Source organism: Streptomyces lateritius (genome assembly GCF_014649715.1).
GTDB classification, from domain to species: domain Bacteria; phylum Actinomycetota; class Actinomycetes; order Streptomycetales; family Streptomycetaceae; genus Streptomyces; species Streptomyces lateritius.
In genome coordinates this window covers 162,164-181,333 of record NZ_BMTO01000017.1, presented here as the reverse complement: position 1 = coordinate 181,333, position 19,170 = coordinate 162,164, and the positions used below count along the sequence as shown (strand labels likewise).

Below are 19,170 nucleotides of genomic sequence, written 5' to 3'. Positions count from 1 at the left end.
AAGGCCGCCTCCCACACCGGGCTGTGGCCCTGGTGTGGGAGGCGGCCTTTTCGTGCTGACGACCCATCAGGACGTGTGCCGGGCGTGCGTCAAGCATGCGTCACGAGCGTCAAGATATCGCCCTTAACGCGCACAACGCACATCATGCACACTGCCCTAAAGCGCAGGTCAGACGCCCTTTGCGTTCGGTTCAAGGATCGCGACGCACTCGACATGATGGGCCTACGGAAACATGTCGGCACAACCCGCCCGCAACCTGGGGAATCAGACAATCAGCAGGTCAGGAGCCTTTTGCTGCGGGCTCAAGAATTGCCACGCACTCCACATGGTGCGTCATCGGAAACACGTCAACGGAAAACATGTTAACGAAAACCGCAGGTCAGCGGCGCACGTGACGCAATTCGGGCACTAGATCAATGTGCGTTACGTGCACTATGGGCACCACGTGCGGACTCTCGACGCACACCCCGGCGGTCACACGGAGCCACTGTGGCTGCCGCCAGCGAACGGTCACGCTTGGGCAAACACTTGAGCGCGGGTGAGCGAGGGCCTGAACAAGGCCGTACAGCGCGAACGCGAGGCCTACGAGTGGCTCAACAACGCCTACGAATCCGAGCTTCCGGTGGCACCATCTCGCTCACCATCGACCACCGCATTTGACCGCCGCCGCCGTTGGAGTCGCCGCCCCTTCCGTGATGACCTACAACTGAGAGTGCATCCATGATTCGAACTGCACGAGGTGCTCGCCCATCGCTCCCAGTGAGCCGGGGCTCTGCTCGTACTGTTCGGAGAGCGCCGCCTCATAGACCTTGTAGGCCTTGGGCGCTTCGTCGCCCGCGATGTCGATGACCGCGACAGCGCGAAGCGCGTCATCGATCAGAAGGTGTTCCGTGCAGCGCACGAGGTCTGGAACCAGTTCCTCGGCAATGTAGTCACAGAGAGCGATCACCTGCCAGCCTGCACGGGTCGCCCGATCACGGATTGCTTCGAACCTCGCATCGTGCAGATGCTCATCGAGTTCGGCCTCGTCGCCTTCATCGCACCAGATCTTGCGCAGCGACTCTTCACTGGATGCTAGATCCCGCTCCGAATCCCGCATCAGCTCTTCCCAAGTGAGGGACGGATGAGCCGCATCGACGGGTGCAAGCTCTGGGACGGATTCCATTACGCCGAGGTCCGGAAGCGAGGAACCCTCGCGGAGCGCCAGAAGCAGCATGGCGCGGCGGACAAGCGGAAGGAGGCGCTGGGCAGCAACAGAGCCCTGAATCTCGTACGCAGCACGCTCAACCGCCGGGTAGTCGTTGTCGCCGATGAATCCGTCGATGTCGGAGCTGAAGGTGTAGAACGACGACTCCAGCGAGCGGAGCTCGTCGAGTACGTCCTCCGTAGCGTCCCAGAGACGGTCGGCCACCTGACGTGCCTCGTCCGACTCTCGTACCTTCCGTTCAAGTGCCGTGATCTGGTTGACCAGCTCGCTCATGACGTGCTCCTCCCACTGCAGGCCCACCGGGCCGCCATAGCCCACCATCATGATTATGAAGCGAAGTCGCCAACCCATCGCACTCACAGGTCACTTGCCATGAGCATCAAGCTGTCCCCCGGATAGGGTGTTTACGATCTGACGCATCGACAGGGGTGGGCATGAGCAGGCTGCACGTGGGGTACGTCCGCAAGGCGATCGAGGAGCGGTTCACCGGCCTCATCGACATGACAGACAAGGCCCGGGCTCAGGAACCAAAGCAGCGAGAGGCTTTCCTCAGCCGAGGGCTTGCAGCCCTCGCCGTGCAGATCGAGCACCCCTGTCCCGACCGCGTCGCGGCGCTCAGCGTCTTCGACGGCGAGGACGACCGCGGTCTTGACTCCATCGCCGTGGAGGTGAGGTCGCCTCAGCCGAGGATCTGCCTGGTGCAGGCCAAGTGGAGCGAACAGGGTAAGGGCGGCTTCGGCGAGAGCGAGGTCGACCGGATGTTCCGGGGACTGAGCATGATGCTCGACCGCCAGTACTCGAAGTTCAACAGCCGCTTCCAAGCATTCGTCCCCGACATCGAGCGAGCCTACGAGTCCGGCACCCCGAAGATCACTCTTGTCCTCGCCCTTGTTCGGACCGCGCCGCTCGACCCTGGTATCCGCGATCTCATCGAGGAGAAGTGCGCGGAGTTCAACCAGGTCGAAGAAATGGTCGATTACAAGGTTCTCGACCTACGTGACTTCCACCGTGCCATCCTCGGCGACGCAGCCGCTCCGAAGATCGACACCAAGGTCCGCCTGGACGGCTTCATCCAGGAGTCGACCCCGTACAAGGCCCTGTACGGGACGATGACCGCACCAGATCTGGCAGACCTCTACAACGAGCACCGACGTGGCCTCTTCGCCCGGAACATCCGCGACAACCTCGACCTGACCGATGTCAACATCAAGATCAGGAACACCTTGCTGGAGCAGCCAGAGCACTTCTGGTACTTCAGCAACGGCATCACCATGCTCTGCGAAACGATCAGACCCATCGGCAAGTCAGTCCCGGGCAAGGTCGGCGACTTCCAGCTCACCGGGGTCAGCGTGGTCAACGGCGCACAGACGGTGAGCGCCATCCACCGGGCGTATACCGCAAACCCCGATTCCGCCCAGTTCGGCAGGGTCATGGTCCGGTTGATCTCACTGGAGGACTGCCCGCCGGGCTTCGGCGACCAGGTCACCACGACCACAAACACGCAGAACCCGATCGAGGAGCGCGACTTCAAGTCGCTTGATCAAGCCCAGGTCCAGCTCCGGGATGATTTCGCCCTCATGCTGCATCTCAGCTACGTGATCAAGCGGGGGGAGGCGTTGCCGGAGCCCGATCACGGCTGCTCAATGATGGAGGCGGCCGAAGCCCTGGCTGCCACGAGCCCGAACGCCGAGCTCGCGGCGGCGGCGAAACGTGACCAGAATCTCGCCGGCCTCTGGGAGGACGACACCTATCAGGAGATCTTCGGCTCGTCACCCAACGCCTACCGGGTCTGGCGCTCGGTCCAGCTCCTCCGTGCGGTGCGAGCCCGGCTCAAAGAGCTTCGCGACGGACTACTGTGGCGGGCGGACGCTGCGGCGTTCCACGGCGACCTGCTGGTCACCCACATCGTCTACCGCAGCCTGAACACCCGGTCCATTGAGGACCCCGACTTCTACTGGCCGAACGAACTGAAGAAGGTCCCCGAGCTGGTACGGGACGCCCTCGCCTGGTCACTCTCCGCCATCGACCAGGAGTACGGGAAGTCCAGCCACATCATCGCCGCGGTGCGGAACACGGAACGGATCGAGCGCGTCGTCCGCGCCGCGCTGCGAGGTCTGGACTCTGGCAAGGACGCGCCGCCCTTGGGCGACGACTACCAGGTCACCGAAGTCGAGACGCACGGACGGCAGGTGAACGCGGTCACGACGCTGATCGCGAACGGCCGCATCGCGAACGGCGCGGTACTGGAGTACCGGCCCTACAGCAAGCCCGAGCGCCGCGACATGTCCGAATGGCTGGCCGAGGACGCTAAGCGGTCTCTGGCGTCCTGGAGCAATGACAACGGCCGCTACCCGCTGCAGTGGCACGCGGACGGCGAGTGGTACTCGCCCAGTGGTCTTGCGAAGGAGATGCGTCAGCAGGCGTCCGGAGTGACGTCGTCCGTACAGGGCACCCTCCGCTGGTTCGTTCCGGGTGAGGGGTCCCTGGACGACCTGGCGCTGGCTGTGCGGCTGGACCAAGGGCTGAACGTGGAGGACGAGCCGGCAGCGGACTGACCCTCGGGCCGTGAGGCGAAGGTGGGGGGGGCGCGCCGGTGCCGGACGACGCGCCCCCCGGAATTGTCAGTGCCCCGCTATACGCTCGCGCAGCGCCGTCGGTAGACGGCCGCATCACCTGACGGGAACCGCCGTCGAGGGTGCTCCGGCGGCCGTAGGATCGCAGGTGGCGGTTGTGATCGGGCACGCGCGGACCTGCCCGATAGAGACGCCGCCCGCACCACTGAGCACGAGGAAGAAGAGCAGCACGCTGATGGAGGAACTGACCTTGGACCTGGACATCCCGCAGCAGCCCGAGGACGGTGCGGAGCCTGCGGCGGACGAAACCCAGCCCCAGGTCACGGCTCTGGAAGAGGGCCAGGTCGTCGACTACATCGCTGGCAAGGCGATCAAGGAGACGCCGAAGGAGAAGGTCCGACAGCGCATCGCACGGGCGCTCGTCCACGAGCACGGCATCGACCCGCACGACATGGCCCGCGACTTCTCCGTCACGGTGAGTGAGGAAGGTGCCCGTAAGCGGACGAAGAAGGCCGACATCGCGATCTTCGAGTCCGGGATGCCGCACACCACGGCAAACCTGCGCCAGGTCGTCGTCTGCAAGCAGGAGCCCAAGCGCGGCAAGAACGTCGTGAAGATCCGCGAGCCCGAGCAGGCGGAGAAGGACCTCGCCGAGCTCCAAGAGCTGATGGGCAACGAGGACCGACCCAAGTGCGTGGACGGCATGTGGACGGACGGCGTCGACTTCTTCTTCCTCAAGAAGGTGGTCGGCGACTTCGGCGTCACCTTCGAGGACCGCAGCGACTGGGAGGTCGTCGACGGCACCATCGGCAGCCGGACCGTCGCCTCACACCAGCGGCTGCGTCAGGCCGACCCGGAAATGCTCAAGATCGCCTTCCGGCGCTGCCACAACTACATCCACGGCAACGAGGGCATGCCGAAGGACGCCGCGTTCTGGCAGTTCCTCTATCTACTCTTCTCCAAGATGTACGACGAGCGGGTCAGCCGGGGCACCGGGCGAGGCCGGTTTCGTACCGGACTGAAGGAGATGTTCGACGAGGACGGGCGGGCCGCCATCAGCACCCGCGTCAAGGAGCTCTTCGAGGACGTCAAGACCGAGTACAAGGACGTCTTCAAGCCCAGCGACGAGATCACCCTGTCCGACCGGGCGCTCGCCTTCATCGTCAGTGAGCTCGCCCCGTACGACCTGACCGGCACCGATGTCGACGCCAAGGGCATCGCCTACCAGGAGCTCGTCGGCACCAACCTGCGCGGCGACCGGGGCCAGTACTTTACCCCGCGCGGCGCGGTGAACCTGATGGTGGAGATGCTCGATCCCCAGGAGGACGAGACGGTTCTCGACCCGACCTGCGGCACCGGCGGCTTCCTCCAGGCCACACTCAAGCACCTGCGCGACAGCTGGAAGAAGGAAGCCGGCACCTTCGGCTTCCCCGACACCGACGAGGAGCGCGAGCGCTACGGCGACCGGCTCAAGGCGTACGCGGAGAAGCACCTGGTCGGCTCGGACTTCGACCCGTTCCTGGTACGAGCGACGACCATGGCGATCATGACGCTCGCTCAGACCACGGGCAACGTCTTCCACATGGACTCCCTCGCCTTCCCACGCGGGCACCTCGCCGGCGTGGAGCTGGCGAAGAAGAAGATCCCGCTCGGCAAGACCGTCGACGTACTGCTGACCAACCCACCGTTCGGGGCGGACATCCCGGTCAGCGACGAGTCGGTCCTCGGTTCGTTCCGCGATGGCATCGCCAAGTCGTGGGGACGGAACAAGGAGACCGGCGAGGTCGAGGCGAGCAGCACCAGTACGCCGACGAGCATGGCGCCGGAGCAGCTGTTCATCCAGCGGGCCATCGAATGGGTCAAGCCCGGCGGCCGGATCGGCATCGTCCTGCCCAACGGCATCCTGTCGAACCCGGGGCCGACCGACGAGGCGATCCGCCGGTACATCCTGGAGCACTGCTGGGTACTCGCGAGCGTCGAGCTCCCGGTGGAGACGTTCGTCGTCGACGCCAACGTCAACATCCTCACCACGCTCCTCTTCCTGAAGCGGAAGACCGAGCAGGAGGTACGCAACTACCGGATGGGGACGGAGAAGCCGTACCCAGTCTTCATGGCGGTCGCCGAGAAGGTCGGCTTCGACCGGCGAGGCAACGACCTGTACAAGCGTGAGCCCAACGGGGACATCATCTTGGAGACCGAGGTCGTGATGGAGCGGCTCCGTATCCGGGGCAAGGAGGTCACTCGGCCGCTGAGGCGCAGCAAGCCGGTCATCGACAACGATCTGCCGGTGATCGCTGAGAAGTACCGGGAGTTCCGGGCTAAGCATCCGGTGCCGGGCGTGGAAACGCGCCAGGTCGCGGGGGCGGGCGCGTGAAGATCGCGAGTATTTCCAGTCCGGTGATGTCCAGCTGGTTTGCGGAGCAAGGGCACCGGCTGGATGCCGCACCATACGTCTCGGGTGCGTTGAAGACGAAGAAGCTCCTGGAGCGGCTGCCGAAGACGGAGCCGCTGGAAGCGGTGACCACCGGGCCCAAGGGCGGGCTCTTCTATGGACCCATGTTTCGCCGGGTATACCTCACCGACCCCGAGTACAGTGTGCCCTGGCTCGGAAGTAGAGACATGATGGCGGCCGACCTGACTGGCCTGCCTCGGTTGAAGAAATCGGATGCCGAATCCCCGGCCCTCGCAGACCAGCAGCTCAAGCCTGGCATGACTCTTATCTCCCGCTCTGGGTTTTACGCTGGCAGGCGAGCATACGTGCGTCCCGATATGGGCGACTGCTGGGCGTCAGAGCACATCCTCAAGGTCCAGCCAAATCCGGAGAAGATCAAGTCCGGGTATTTGTACGCCTTCCTACTCAGCCGGTTCGGCGAGTCGCTCGTGCGCGGATCCGTGTACGGGTCGGCGGTGAAGCACATCGAGCCGCACCACATCGCGGGGCTTCCCGTCCCACGGTTCGAGGCGGAACTCGAGGATCAGATCCATGACCTGGTGGAGGAGTGCGCACGGCTGCGTGCCGAGTTCCAGTCGTCCTTGGTAAGCGCGACGGAAGACCTCTTCAAGAGCGTTGGCCTGCCCGAGCTGATTGACGTTCGCTGGCACCAGCAAGAACGGGACCTAGGGTTCGACGTATCAACCTTGGGGCCCACTTCGCTGCGGGCACTGAACTTCGCCCCGAGGGCACGGCAGTTGGCCGAGAAGCTGGGATCCGTGCCTGGAAAGTCCCTCGGTGAGATCTGCTCCGGCGGCCAGTTGGGATCTGGCGTACGGTTCAAGAGGGTGGACAGTAACCCTGAGCACGGCGTTCAACTCATCGGGCAACGACAAGGCTTCTGGCTCAAGCCGGAGGGACGTTGGATCAGCGCAGAGCAAGCACCGTCGGGGATCTTCGCGTGCGATGAAACAATCATGATTGCGGCGCAAGGAACTCTCGGTGAGAACGAGGTCTTCTGCCGCCCTCTCCTCATCACTGGAAGCTGGCTCAAGTACGTCTACACGCAGCACTTCCTCCGTGTTGTGAGCGGCGACCCCGAAGTCCCTGGTGCTTACCTCTTCGCTTTCTTCCGCTCCGAGGCCGCGTTCCGGCTCCTCCGCTCACTGAGCGTAGGTGGCAAACAGCAAGACATCCACGAGGGCCTGCGCGCCCAAATCCCGGTCCCTCTCGCGCCCCCCGCCGACCGAGAGCGCATCGCCGCCACCGTCCGCCACGCCTACGAATGCCGCGACCGTGCCGACGTCCTCGAAGACAAGGCCCTCGCGCTGCTCACCACCGCCATCGAGGAGGCCGCCGGCTGATGGGTGCCAGGATCGTTGCAGTTGGGGAGGCCGTCAACGATGCCGAGCGGAGGGTGATCGCGCACCTGCGTGATCACGCCCCTGACGACTGGACGGTCCTGCACTCCATCGAGATTCCGCACCAACGGAACGAGCTGTTCGAGGTCGACGTCGTCGTGGTCACCGGGCACGCCGTATACGTCATCGACGTCAAGGGCACTCGGGGCCGTATCGAGGTCGACGGCCGGAAGTGGCATCCGTCCCGGCGGGCACCGTTCCGCTCCCCGCTACCCAAGCTGCGCAATCACGCCAAGCAGCTGAAGACGATCCTGGAGACGGCCCACCGGCCACTATCCCGGCTCTACACAGACGCGCTCGTGGTGCTGCCTTTTCCCGACGCCCTGCTCGTCGACCGGACCCCCCGCCAGCTGGACGCTCGCGACACCGTGAAGCTGCCAGACCTGATCGGGCAGCTCGCGGACGTGAGCCGTGTCCCCACCTCCACCAACCGATTCGACACGGACATCTCCACTCACCACGAGTTGATCGTGCGTACGGTCCAGGGGGCATCCCGTCCGCCGTCCGGTCCGCTGCAGTTCGGCAGCTGGGAAGTGATCGAACGGCTCGGAGAGACCGCGCCCGAGGAGAGCGGCGACGGCATCCACCGCGAGTACCGTGCCAAGAACGCCATCGCTCCGCACGGCTCTGGCACGGTCCGACTGTCGGTCCGCAAGGCTGACCCGTACGCCCCTGAGGCCGAGCGGCTGCTGCAGCAGAAGCGGATCGGCATCGCATACGAGGCGCTCGGCAAGCTGCCCTCGCACCCGAACGTTGTCGGTGTCCGGGACTTCTTCCCCGATGACGACGAGGGCGTCTTCGTCACGGTCTACGACGACGTGCCAGGACACGCGCTGGCGCTGCACCTGACCGGGGCTGCCGACCCATTGACTGCCGACGCGAAGCTGCGCACGATGCGACACATCCTGATGGGTCTCGCGCACACGCACCACCGACGCATCGCGCACCGCGAGCTGAACCCGTCAACGGTCCTGATCACCCAAGACGGCCGGGCGATGCTCACCGGCTTCGAGTACGCGAAGACCGCGCAGCGGCGCGCTCACACCGTGGGACTGGAAGCTCACCAGATCGCCGACCGCGCGTATCTGGCGCCCGAGTGCCACACCGACCCGTCGGCGATGGGCATGGAGGCCGACATCTACGCCGTCGGCGTCATCGGCTACCAGCTTCTCACCGGCGAGCTGCCCTTCTCCTCTGCCACCGAGCAGGCTGGCGCTGCCGGACGGCTGCCGGCCAGCGCGCTCGAAGCAGCTCACGTACGCGTGGAACTGGCCCACTGGCTGCAGAAGCTGTGCACGACGGATCCGGCGGACCGACCCACAGCCGTCGAGGCACTGCGGCGACTCGACCTCGTCATGGGCGCACGGAACGCCCCGGCCAAACGCATCGGCTCGTCCTCCAGCCCTGGGGCTTCGGCCGCTGCCACTGCGCAACAGACATCGGATATTCCGCGAGGCCCGGAGTTCTATCGCGAGCTTCCGGCCGATTTCCAGCTCGGCACGAAGTACTTGGTGCGCAACCGGCTCGGCCGTCCCGGTTCGTTCGGTGTGGCCTACCGGGTGTACGACACGATAAGAAGTGTCGACCGGGCGGTGAAGCTGGTCCTGCGGGACCGGGACTCCGTCCTGGAGCGCCTGCGCCGCGAGGCGGACGTGTTGCAGCGACTGCAGGATGCGCGGCACCCCAACGTGGTGGCGATGGTCGACGCGGACCGGCTCATGCCACCGGACGAGTATCCGTACCTGGTCTTCGAGTTCGTCGATGGCAAGGACGTCGCCGAGGTAATCCGGGGCGGGCGGATGGGCGCGGCCGACGTCCTGCGGCTCGCGATCGACACAGCTCGCGGGTTGCGTCACATCCATGAGCGAGGGGTGTGGCACTGCGACATCAAGCCGAGCAATCTGCTGTGGACTGACGACGGCGTCAAGCTGATCGATTTCGGGATTGCGAAGACTGCGGACTCTTCCGAGGGGCACACCTACACCAGCCCGCGTTACACCCCGCCCGACCTAGACCAGGTCCCCGCCGACGGTCCGGGGTACACCGATCGTGACTTGTTCGGTCTCGGCGTCACCCTGTACGAGGCACTGACCGGCGGGCAGTATCCCTGGGAGGGCGTCGGTCAGCCGTCACCGGGCGTACGTCCGCTGGACCCGCGCACCGAGTTCAGCGGGTTCGGTGACTTGTCGCCCGGTTTCGCCGAAATCCTGCTGCGTACGGTCTCTCCCTATCGAGGTGCGCGGTTCAACACCGCAGAGGAGCTCCTCAACGCGCTGGAGACGTTGGAGTCTGTGCGCGTCGCCCCCGCGCCGGCACCGCAACCGACGCTCGGTCAGCAGCAGCCCGAGCCCCCGGCCGCAGGAGGCGACGTCCAGGGCGGCCCGCCCGAGCCGAACAGCAACTCGTTCGTCGCGCACCTCCAGACGCTCTACAGCCAGAGTCGGCGCAGTAACCGGGGCACCCGTGGCCTCGACCCGCACACCATGTCCGTGTACGTCGAGACAGCGCTGGACCGAGAACTCGTCCCCGCCCTTCGTGAGGGACGGCACGCGCTGGTCGTGGTTACTGGCAATGCGGGCGACGGCAAGACCGCCTTCCTGGAAAGCTTCGAGAGGCACGCCCGTGACCTGGGAGCCGAGTTCGAGTCTGCTCGCCCCAACGGCACCGATTTCACGCTGGCCGGGCACCGCTTCCGTACCAATCACGACGGGAGCCAGGACGAGGGCGAGACCAGCGGCGACGACGTCCTGGAAGAGTTCTTCGCGCCGTTCGCCGGAACCGACGAGTCGTCCTGGCAGGTCCAGGGCGAGACCCGGCTGATCGCCATCAACGAGGGACGGCTAATCGACTTCCTCAGCCACCACCACAGTCGCTTCCCGCACTTGGCCAAGCTGGCGAACCTCGGTCTCGCAGGAAACGCCATCGGGCAGTCGGTCGCCGTCGTCAACCTCAACGCGCGTGATGTCACTGCTCGTCCACTCGATGCTGACGGGGAGCCCCAGGACGGGGAGTCGCTCCTGGAGCGGATGCTCGACCGCATGACGAACGACCGCTTCTGGGAGGACTGCGAGAGCTGCGACCTCGCCGCCGTCTGCTACGCCCGGCATAACGCCCAGACCTTCCAGCACCCCGCCGCCGGACCCCAAGCCAAGCGGCGCCTACGGCGCGTCTACGAGCTGACCCAGCTGCGCGGGAAGCTCCACATCACCCTGCGCGACCTGCGCTCCGCCCTCGCCTACACCCTCACCTCTGGCCGCGACTGCGCCGAGATCCACCAGCTGTACGCGGCCGGAGAGGCCCAGCAGGTCCTGGACAGCTTCTACTTCTCCGCCCACCTCGGATCCCCGCCTGCCCCAGACGGATCGCCACGGGAACGGGATCGGTTGCTCTCTCTGCTGCGCGAGGCCGACGTTGCGGCAGTGCCCCTGCCGCAACTGGACCGACGGCTCGATTACGTCGGACTCCTTGAGGACCGGGCGTTGGTCACCGTCGACGGGCGTGGAGACCGCGACCGCGTCCTGCTCCGCCAGGAGTTCGCGCTGCTGGGCCGATCGGCCAACGAACGCGCTTCTCAGGCCGCCGCCCACCGCCGGTACGTGGACACGGTCCGTCGGCTGCTCTATTTCGAGCTCCACGACGAGGAGCGGGCCGAGCGAATGCTCCCCTATCCCTCGGTGCTGCAGTTCATGGAGCTGCTGTCCCAGGCCACGGACGCGGGCACCGAGGAACGGGACGCCATCCTGCGGGCGCTTAACCGTGGTGAAGGGCTCGTCGCCCCGGAACGCATCGGGGACGCCCTCGCGCTGAAAGTTCGGGACGTGCCCGGCGGCACCATCCGCAGCTTCCGCCGGTTCCCTGCCGAGGGCTTCCGCCTGGAACCCGGAGCCGCACCGGCCTCCCCGTACATCGAGTCCGGACGCACCTCGCTGCGTCTCAGCTACCAGGATCCGGCCAACAACAACGAGGGCGGCACGGCCGAACTGGACATCAGACTCGACCTGTTCGAGCTACTGCGGCGCTTCGAGCGCGGTTACCGGCCCTCGGTCGCCGATCTGCAGGGGCAGCAGCTCGCTCTTGCCGTCTTCAAGAACCGGCTCGCAGCCGTCCCGTACCAGGAAGTCATTCTCACCACGCACGGCCATGACCTACGGCGGATCCACCGCACCAAGGACTCCGTATTGCACATGGAAGAACTGACGGCATCGGCCGACCACGGTGACGTGGCCAGTCCGCGCGCCGCCGGGGTGGAGGAGACGACATGGCGCTGACCGCATCCCTGGGCACGTTCCATCACCCGGGCATCAGCCGGATCGACTACAAGGCGCTGGACATGGACCGCGTCCTCACCGCGCTCCTGGCCCGCCTGTGGCACGGCGGAATGCCCAGCAAGATCAGCCGGGCGAACACTCTCGACGTGAACGTGTTCGTCAAGCTGTTCCTGCAGCACCCAGAGGTCTTCGAAAGTTTTGACCGGGAGACCACCACGCGCTGGACGTCCACCCACCTGCTGGACCTGGTGAACCGGGGAAAGGCGACCGAGGCCGTGGCCAGCCCACGGCCGCTGCACGGCTTCACCTACCGCTTCCGCAACAGCCGCAAGTCCCGCCCGTACGGAGCCGACGAGCAGCTGTACGAGATGCTCGCGGAGAACGAGGGGGCGCTGAAGCAGCTCCGTGAGTTCTTCTTCTCGGACGTGGACCGTTCCACCGGCGAGATCACTCCAGGCCCGGGCACCGACGTGGAGACACAGGCCCTGCTGCACCTCGTCCAGCAAGCCGGCAAGCAGATGCAGGACCGCCCCGACACCAGCAAGCCACGCAAGCCCTATCCTCCGCTGTGCACCGAACCGGCACAGCAGCTGTGTCAGGACGTCATGCGGCTGCTGTACCACCAGGACCACATGCCCCGCACCGTCCTCGTGGACTACCTGAAGATCCTCTTCGCCTTTCACCTGTCCCTGTACCACCTGCGGATGTTGAAGCTGCTGCCGACGGTGGTCGAGGCCGGCGCGGGATCCGCCGCCTGCCGCGCAGGACACCAGGGCGAAGAGACCGCGGACCGCTGCCCGTACCGGGTGCGGCTCTTCCTCGATGTCGAAGGGGTTCCCGGCACCCCGGCCGCAGCGCTCGCAGAGCACAGCGCGGAAATCTGGTACCGGCAGATCTCGCGTTTCATCCAGGCCACCTACCGGGTGAAGAAGCTCGACGAGTTCTCCGAACACCTGGCGCTCAAGACCACCCATCTCAGCTATCCGGCCGGCCGGAACTACTTCACCCCGGAAGAAGCCTTGCAACGGCTCGGCAAGTCGTACACCAAGGACCGCGATGCCTTCTTTCTGCAGCGGGTCAACCGCGTACGGGACGAGGAGGAAGACCTGCCCGCCGAGCTGAAGCAGATAACGCAGCTCGAGCTCTCTCCGTTCGACGAGTACATCGAGATGCTGATGCACTACCGAGGGCGCTACTACCGCAGCTACTTCATCGACTGCCTCGATTCGATGCTCCTCAAGCACCGGCCCGGCGCTTTGCTCGCGCAGCCCCGTGGCGGACGTTCCGCCGGCAGCGGCACTGCGCGCCGGTTCGTTCTCGACGCCCGCCTCCTCGAAGTGCTCCTCCAGGTGTCGCTGCTCCGGGAGGGCGACGACGGGACAGGGAACCTCAGGACCGCGCCGATGCGAGTGGACGAGTTCCTTGGCCTGTTGCGCGACCGGTACGGGCTCTATATCGACCAGCTGCCGGACACCGATGGCTTCTCCGGCGCGCACCTGGACGACCAGGCGGCGCTGCGCTCGAACGCGAAGGCGTTCCTGGACCGACTCCGGGAGATCGGCTACTACCAGGACATGTCCGACGCCTATCTGACGCAGACCATCACCCCCCGGTACACCATCGGGACCGAAGCAACGACGGGAGCAGGGGCCTGATGAGCGCCACCGGACTGACGGAGATCACAGCCAAGGACCTCCGCGACGCTCTGGAAAGCGTCCTCGTGCCGCGGCTCGCCACACTGGTGGGGGAGCGAAGCGCCGGCCACTGCATGCGCGTCACCGAGGTCGAGGCCCATCTTGCGGCGCCCTTGGTGCGCCGACTGCGCGGGGCGCTCGGTCCGGCTGCCACCGTGTGCCTCCTCGGAACCGCGGAGGACCTGAACCCTGACCGCCCGTTCCACGATGTGACCGTCACCAGCACCAAACTGGTCGAGCTCCGTAACCGCACCGAAGGCGAAGGCGTACTGCCCGGGCCGCTCCTCGTCTTCGTTCCGCCAGGCACCCGGGTAAGCGCCGAGGACTCCTTCGGTATCGCGACCTTCGAGGAAGTTCCGCTCGGCGACGCATACGGCCAGCTTGCCGACCACCTACTGCAGCAGGTACCGAACCGCCTGCGTCTGGGAGTGGACGAGCTGCTCGCCGCTCTCCGCCGCAACACCGACCGCCGGCTGAGCGATCGCGCGATCGCAACCTACCTGCTGACGCTACAGATCAACGGCTTCCGTGAGCAGGTCGCCGGCGCAGCGGTCTACCACTTCGGACTCATCCCCGACTTCGAGCTCTACACCGACCCCACTCTGGTCAAGGACCGGGCGGAGCGTAACCGGGGGCTGGTCGACAAGCTGACCTCGTCGAATCGCTCGGAACGCCAGCGGGTTCTCGATCTCGGTCTTAACGACGCGGACTTCGCCATCAAGCTCGCCGGGTTCGCCACCCGTTGCGGCCTTGAGGACCCGGTGGCATGGACGCGCCGCATCGTCGTTGACCGGGAGAACTGGGGGCTCTCCTTCGGGAACTGGCGCATCGACGAGCGGCGACGGGCCACCATTTCCGTCGACGTCCGCGAGCTCGACCTGCCTGCCGCTGGCGACAACGTCGAGGAACAGCACACCTATCCGGCGCTCCAGGCAATGGTGGGCCAGCCGTACCTCCTCGCCGGCGAAAAGGGCGTTCGCGAGCTGACGGCCCGTTTCACGGTCCAGCCCTCTCCGCTCAAGGTGGACGGGCTCGAACGCTTCCGAGTGGAAATCGTCTCGGAGGGTGGCGGCCCGATCGGGCGGATCGCCCACGTCGCAAGGGGAACGCGGGCCAAGCCCGAGTACAAGGCACCACTGCGCAAACTGAACAAGATCGACTGGGAGGAGGGGTGGCACTACATCCGCGTCACCCCGCTTGACGGCTCGGGCGACCCGCTCGACGTCGCCCCCGGCGCCCATGGCTTGCCCGGTGGTGAGAGCGAGCGCTTCTACGTCATCCCCGACGCCGAGACCGAGGAGCCACCCGAGCGCAGCGCCGGCCGCTACGACGGAGTCGCGCAGGCACTCCGGTCCCTGCAATTCGACGCTCTCGTCGGCGGGGAAGACCCGTCCCGTGTCACGCTGACCGACATCAGGTGGAAGCCGTCGTCACCTCGCAGCCCGCAGCGTGCCCTGAACGCCAGAATCCGTCCAGCGGGAAGCGCTGAAATCCGGCTCTCCCCACTGCTCGTACAGGTCCAGCAGGATCTGCTCGCGCGCCCCGAGGACACTTCGCTGCGCCGCCTCGTACTCCGCCCCAACGGCACGACCGAGATGTCCGGAAGCAACGACGGCGACCTGGCTGAGGCGCTCAGCGGACGTGCGGCCGAGACGTACGACGCCTTCCTCCTCGCTCGCAGCGCCTACTTCGCCGCCATGAGCGGTCGGCGTGACGACGCGGAGGGGCAGGCCGAGCTCCTGGTCAGCGAGGCTGTCGACTTCGAGCGCGTACGCGATGAACTCGTGACCTACGCCGAGGCGTACGCCGAACTGGTGGAAGCCCAGTCGCTTCAAACAGAACGGGCCGGCGACGATGCGCGGGGGGCCGCGCTCGTGGCGCTGGCCCGGCTCCAACAGATCGACTGCGTGGCCGCCACACTCACCGACGGCCTCGGCCGTCGCGACACCGTTCTACTCGTCTCCCCCACTCACCCGCTGCGTGCGCTCTGGCTGGCCAGCTGGTCAGCCATGGGCCTGGAGTGGACTGAGCGGCTCGACGGCTCGGACAAGCGGCACGTTATCGCCGCACGCGACTCCCTGCTCGAGGCGCTTTCGCCGCTGGGGTTCCCCTTCGCCGTCCCCCGCCAGGACGGACGCCTCATGGCCGCTGTGGACAACCTCACCCCGTATTGGGGGGCCTACCTCCCCAGTGAGACCGCCGATCCCCGAGGCCTGCTGGGCCAGCTCGCCGCCGCACTACACCTGCCGACCGCAGCTTCCCGCGTCGCCAGCGGAGCCGGTGCGCTGTCTGGGACGGCACTGGCCGACCGCATGGAACGGTACATCCGCCTCCACCCGTACGTCCGCACCCTCGTCATGAACGTCGTCAATGCTGGCCGAGCCGAGATCGTCGCCGACGCACTCCTCGAACTCCAGCGACGTCCCACCACCCGCGATCTCACGTACGACATCCGGCTGTGCGTCACCGACCCGGAAGCCCCGGAGACCGGGGCCGCCCTGGGCGAGCTGCTCAGCGCCCAGACCCAGATCTCCTCTGCCGAAGCAGAGGCCTTCCTACACACCACGGGCGGCACCCGGAACGCGAAACTCGTCTACTCCGTGCGCTCCGTGAAGGAGTTCAACGAACTGTCCAGCGAGTTCGACGCCCATCTGACCATCCTCATCGACGCCTTCGGCGGCGAACAGCACAGCTCCGTCGGGCGTCATGACATCGCGCACGCTCCGGTCCACGGACTCGTCCAGGCGACGTCCGCCACCTACGAGGACACCGACCAGCAGATCGTCTGGCGGACTGTGCCACGTCACGGGACCGCTCTGCCAACGCAGGACGCCGAGGACCTCGCCACCCTGCTCAGCCGCCTGCCCGGCCTGCTCGCCGGCGCCGCCGCCAACGTCGCCACCGCAGGACAGGCGCCGCGCAACGTGCCCTGCACCGTCCTCTCCCTCGATAACGAAGACCGAGCCCTCCTCTACCAGGCCCACAGGATCGGCGACTGGGTCGTGACCATCGACCGCACCCTCGGTCTGGAGTACTTCGATCACGCCGGCCGACATGACCGGCCTGAATACGTCATCGACTATGCACCGTCGCTCGACAGCAGCCTCGGTCACCAGATCATGGTCAGTTCGAACTCGGTCGACGAACTCCGCAACCTGCTCGGCCCCACCGCCGAGCAGCACGGCCTCGACGTAGAGCAGCGGCACCTCAATAGCTTCTTCGAGCAACTACGGCTGCTCTCCGGGAACCTCGCCTTCAAGCTGGCCTCAACCGCCCCCAACCAGCGCACCGAGGTCCTCGGCCTCTCCCTGGCCCGCCTCTACCTGGACTACCAGGGCGCGCTTCATAACCAGGTCGTCGTCCCGCTCGACGCCCATCCTGAGCTCTACACCGAAGCCCGCCGCCAGTCCCGCGAACTCGGCGAAGCCCTCTCCTTCCAGCGCAGCGACCTCGCCCTGTTCCACCTCGACGCACAACGGCGGACGATCACCTGCCGACTCGTCGAGGTCAAGTGCTATACGGCGCTCGACGACATTGGCGCCTACCAGCGCCTGAAGACGAAGGTCGCCCAGCAACTACGACAGAGCGAGACCATCCTCGCCGAATCCTTCGACCCGGCTCGCTCCACTCCAGACCGGGTGGACCGCCCGGTTAAGAACCTTGTCCTAGCCTCAATGCTCCGCTTCTATCTGGAGCGGGCGGTACGCCACGGCACCGTGGGCCACATGCCCCGGACTGCCGCACACTCCCTCCTCGACAGTCTCGATGACGGCTATCGCCTCGAGTTCACCCGCAGTGGGCTGATCTTCGATCTCGCACGAAGCGGCACCGATCGCGAACACGAGGACGGGGTGGGGTACCACCGGATCGGCAACGACCTGATCACGGAACTGATCAACGCGATCCCCACCGTGCGGTCGAATGTCCCTGCGGACGCGCTGGTCGAGGAGCCGAACGGGGACGCTCCGGAGGCGGATGCTGCGGCCACCGCTCCCACATTGGCGCTGCTACAGCTCTCGGTTCCGCGCCTCCCCGACGCGGCATTCCGTGCACCTGACATGGCAAGCATTCCGGAGTCGAAGGACGGTCCGGCAAGCGAAGGGGAGGCGGTGCCCGTCGTCGACGAGGTTGGCGCGTCACCCGAGGCAGACGATGCTTCCGCACCCACCCCCGCTGAACGGCGGGGTCATACCAACAACCCGGATTCGGAAGAGTCCACACCTGGTATCGAAGCAGCTGCTCCCGTACCCGCCCTCCGTGACCAGGCCCCCCTGGACGCCGTCCTCGACCAGCGCGGCTTCCACAATGCTCCGACCATCGACGCCCAGCCCACCCCCGTTACTCCGGCCAAGACTTTGCAAGGAACACTCCCCAAAATCTTCCTCGGCGTCACTCGTCCGTCCTCGCAGCACGGCGTGCTCGGCGAAGTGGCTGGCCGGAAAGTCGCTGTCGACCTTTATGAGACCCACACCATCAGCCTCTTCGGCGTGCAGGGAGGCGGCAAGAGCTACACCCTGGGCAGCATCATCGAGATGGCCACATTGCCCACCCCGCCTATCAATGCACTCCCCCACCCCCTGGCGACCGTGGTGTTCCATTACAGCCGGACCATGGATTACGCCCCGGAATTCACCTCCATGGCTCGGCCGAACGACGACAGCGCACAGCTCGACGTACTCAAGGAGCGCTACGGGGCCGAACCCCAGGCCCTGACGGACGTCCTGCTGCTCGCCCCCGCCGATCAAGTGGCCGTCCGGCGGCAGGAGTTCCCTGGTATCGAGGTTCAGCCACTGGCCTTCTCCTCTAGCGAACTCCAGGTATCCCACTGGCGCTTCCTCATGGGCGCTGTCGGTAACCAGTCGACGTACATCCGGCAGCTCACCCGCATCATGCGGGCGAACCGCAACAACCTGAGTCTCGACGTTATTCGGCAAGGAGTTGCCAACTCCGGTATGCCGGACCACGTCAAGCAGCTCGCCCAGGAGCGACTGAACCTCGCCGAGGATTACATCGACGACAGCGCCCACCTCACCAAGCTGATCCGCCCCGGCCGCCTGATCATCGTGGACCTTCGCGACGAGTACATCGAGAAGGACGAGGCCCTCGGCCTCTTCGTCGTCCTCATGCAACTCTTCGCCGAGGCCCAAGGCGAAGAGGAGCACTTCAACAAGTTGGTCGTATTCGACGAGGCCCACAAATACATCGACAGCCCCGACCTCGTCGCCGGTCTAGTCGAGACGGTCCGCGAGATGCGACACAAGGGAATGAGCATCCTGGTCGCCAGCCAGGATCCTCCTTCCGTGCCGATCTCCCTGATCGAACTCTCCGACCATGTCATTCTGCACAAATTCACCTCGCCGGCCTGGTTGAAGCACCTCCAGAAGGCCAACACCGCCTTCGCTGGGCTGCGCTCAGAGCAGATGGCTCAGCTCCAACCTGGCGAGGCGTACGTGTGGTCGAGCAAGGCGACCGACCCTGCATTCACCAGCGGTGCCTTGCGCATCCGGTGCCGCCCCCGGGTGACGATGCACGGAGGTGGGACCAAGACTGCGGGAGGCGGTAGGTGATGCGCGTTG

At 65.9% G+C, this 19,170-nt stretch carries 7 protein-coding genes; 6 read left to right on the top strand and 1 reads right to left on the bottom strand.

The window, feature by feature from the left end:
• Positions 1-700: 700 nt before the first annotated feature.
• Positions 701-1,480, bottom strand: a complete 780-nt coding sequence (locus IE136_RS29670; RefSeq protein WP_189601852.1) for a hypothetical protein — start codon at positions 1,478-1,480, stop codon at positions 701-703.
• A gap of 161 nt (positions 1,481-1,641) precedes the next feature.
• Between IE136_RS29670 and IE136_RS29665 the strand changes: the two genes are divergently transcribed.
• The 6 genes from IE136_RS29665 (at position 1,642) to mads8 (ending at position 19,161) form a co-directional block, all read left to right on the top strand.
• Positions 1,642-3,762 (top strand): AIPR family protein, encoded by a 2,121-nt coding sequence (locus IE136_RS29665; protein ID WP_229819274.1) that lies wholly within the window; start codon positions 1,642-1,644, stop codon positions 3,760-3,762.
• 166 nt (positions 3,763-3,928) lie between these two features.
• A complete protein-coding gene (gene mads2 / locus IE136_RS29660) occupies positions 3,929-6,154 on the top strand; it encodes a methylation-associated defense system DNA methyltransferase MAD2 (RefSeq protein ID WP_229819272.1) in 2,226 nt (741 codons plus the stop codon).
• Positions 6,151-7,575 carry a methylation-associated defense system restriction endonuclease subunit S MAD5 gene (gene mads5 / locus IE136_RS29655; protein WP_189601851.1) on the top strand — a complete coding sequence of 475 codons (1,425 nt, stop codon included), beginning with the start codon at positions 6,151-6,153 and terminating at the stop codon, positions 7,573-7,575. Before mads2 ends, mads5 begins: the two co-directional genes overlap by 4 nt.
• Positions 7,575-11,900 (top strand): methylation-associated defense system protein kinase MAD6, encoded by a 4,326-nt coding sequence (gene mads6, locus IE136_RS29650; protein ID WP_189601850.1) that lies wholly within the window; start codon positions 7,575-7,577, stop codon positions 11,898-11,900. Before mads5 ends, mads6 begins: the two co-directional genes overlap by 1 nt.
• A complete protein-coding gene (gene mads7 / locus IE136_RS29645) occupies positions 11,891-13,555 on the top strand; it encodes a methylation-associated defense system protein MAD7 (RefSeq protein ID WP_189601849.1) in 1,665 nt (554 codons plus the stop codon). Before mads6 ends, mads7 begins: the two co-directional genes overlap by 10 nt.
• Positions 13,555-19,161, top strand: coding sequence for a methylation-associated defense system ATP-binding protein MAD8 (mads8, locus tag IE136_RS29640; RefSeq protein WP_189601848.1), 5,607 nt, complete (start codon positions 13,555-13,557; stop codon positions 19,159-19,161). The genes mads7 and mads8 overlap by 1 nt, the downstream gene beginning before the upstream one ends.
• Positions 19,162-19,170 lie beyond the last annotated feature (9 nt).

Bases quoted from the DNA above. Each gene is read 5' to 3' on its own strand.
- IE136_RS29670 (WP_189601852.1), bottom strand. From the start codon at position 1,480: ATGAGCGAGCTGGTCAACCAGATCACGGCACTTGAACGGAAGGTACGA.
- IE136_RS29665 (WP_229819274.1), top strand. From the start codon at position 1,642: ATGAGCAGGCTGCACGTGGGGTACGTCCGCAAGGCGATCGAGGAGCGG.
- mads6 (WP_189601850.1), top strand. From the start codon at position 7,575: ATGGGTGCCAGGATCGTTGCAGTTGGGGAGGCCGTCAACGATGCCGAG.
- mads7 (WP_189601849.1), top strand. From the start codon at position 11,891: ATGGCGCTGACCGCATCCCTGGGCACGTTCCATCACCCGGGCATCAGC.
- mads8 (WP_189601848.1), top strand. From the start codon at position 13,555: ATGAGCGCCACCGGACTGACGGAGATCACAGCCAAGGACCTCCGCGAC.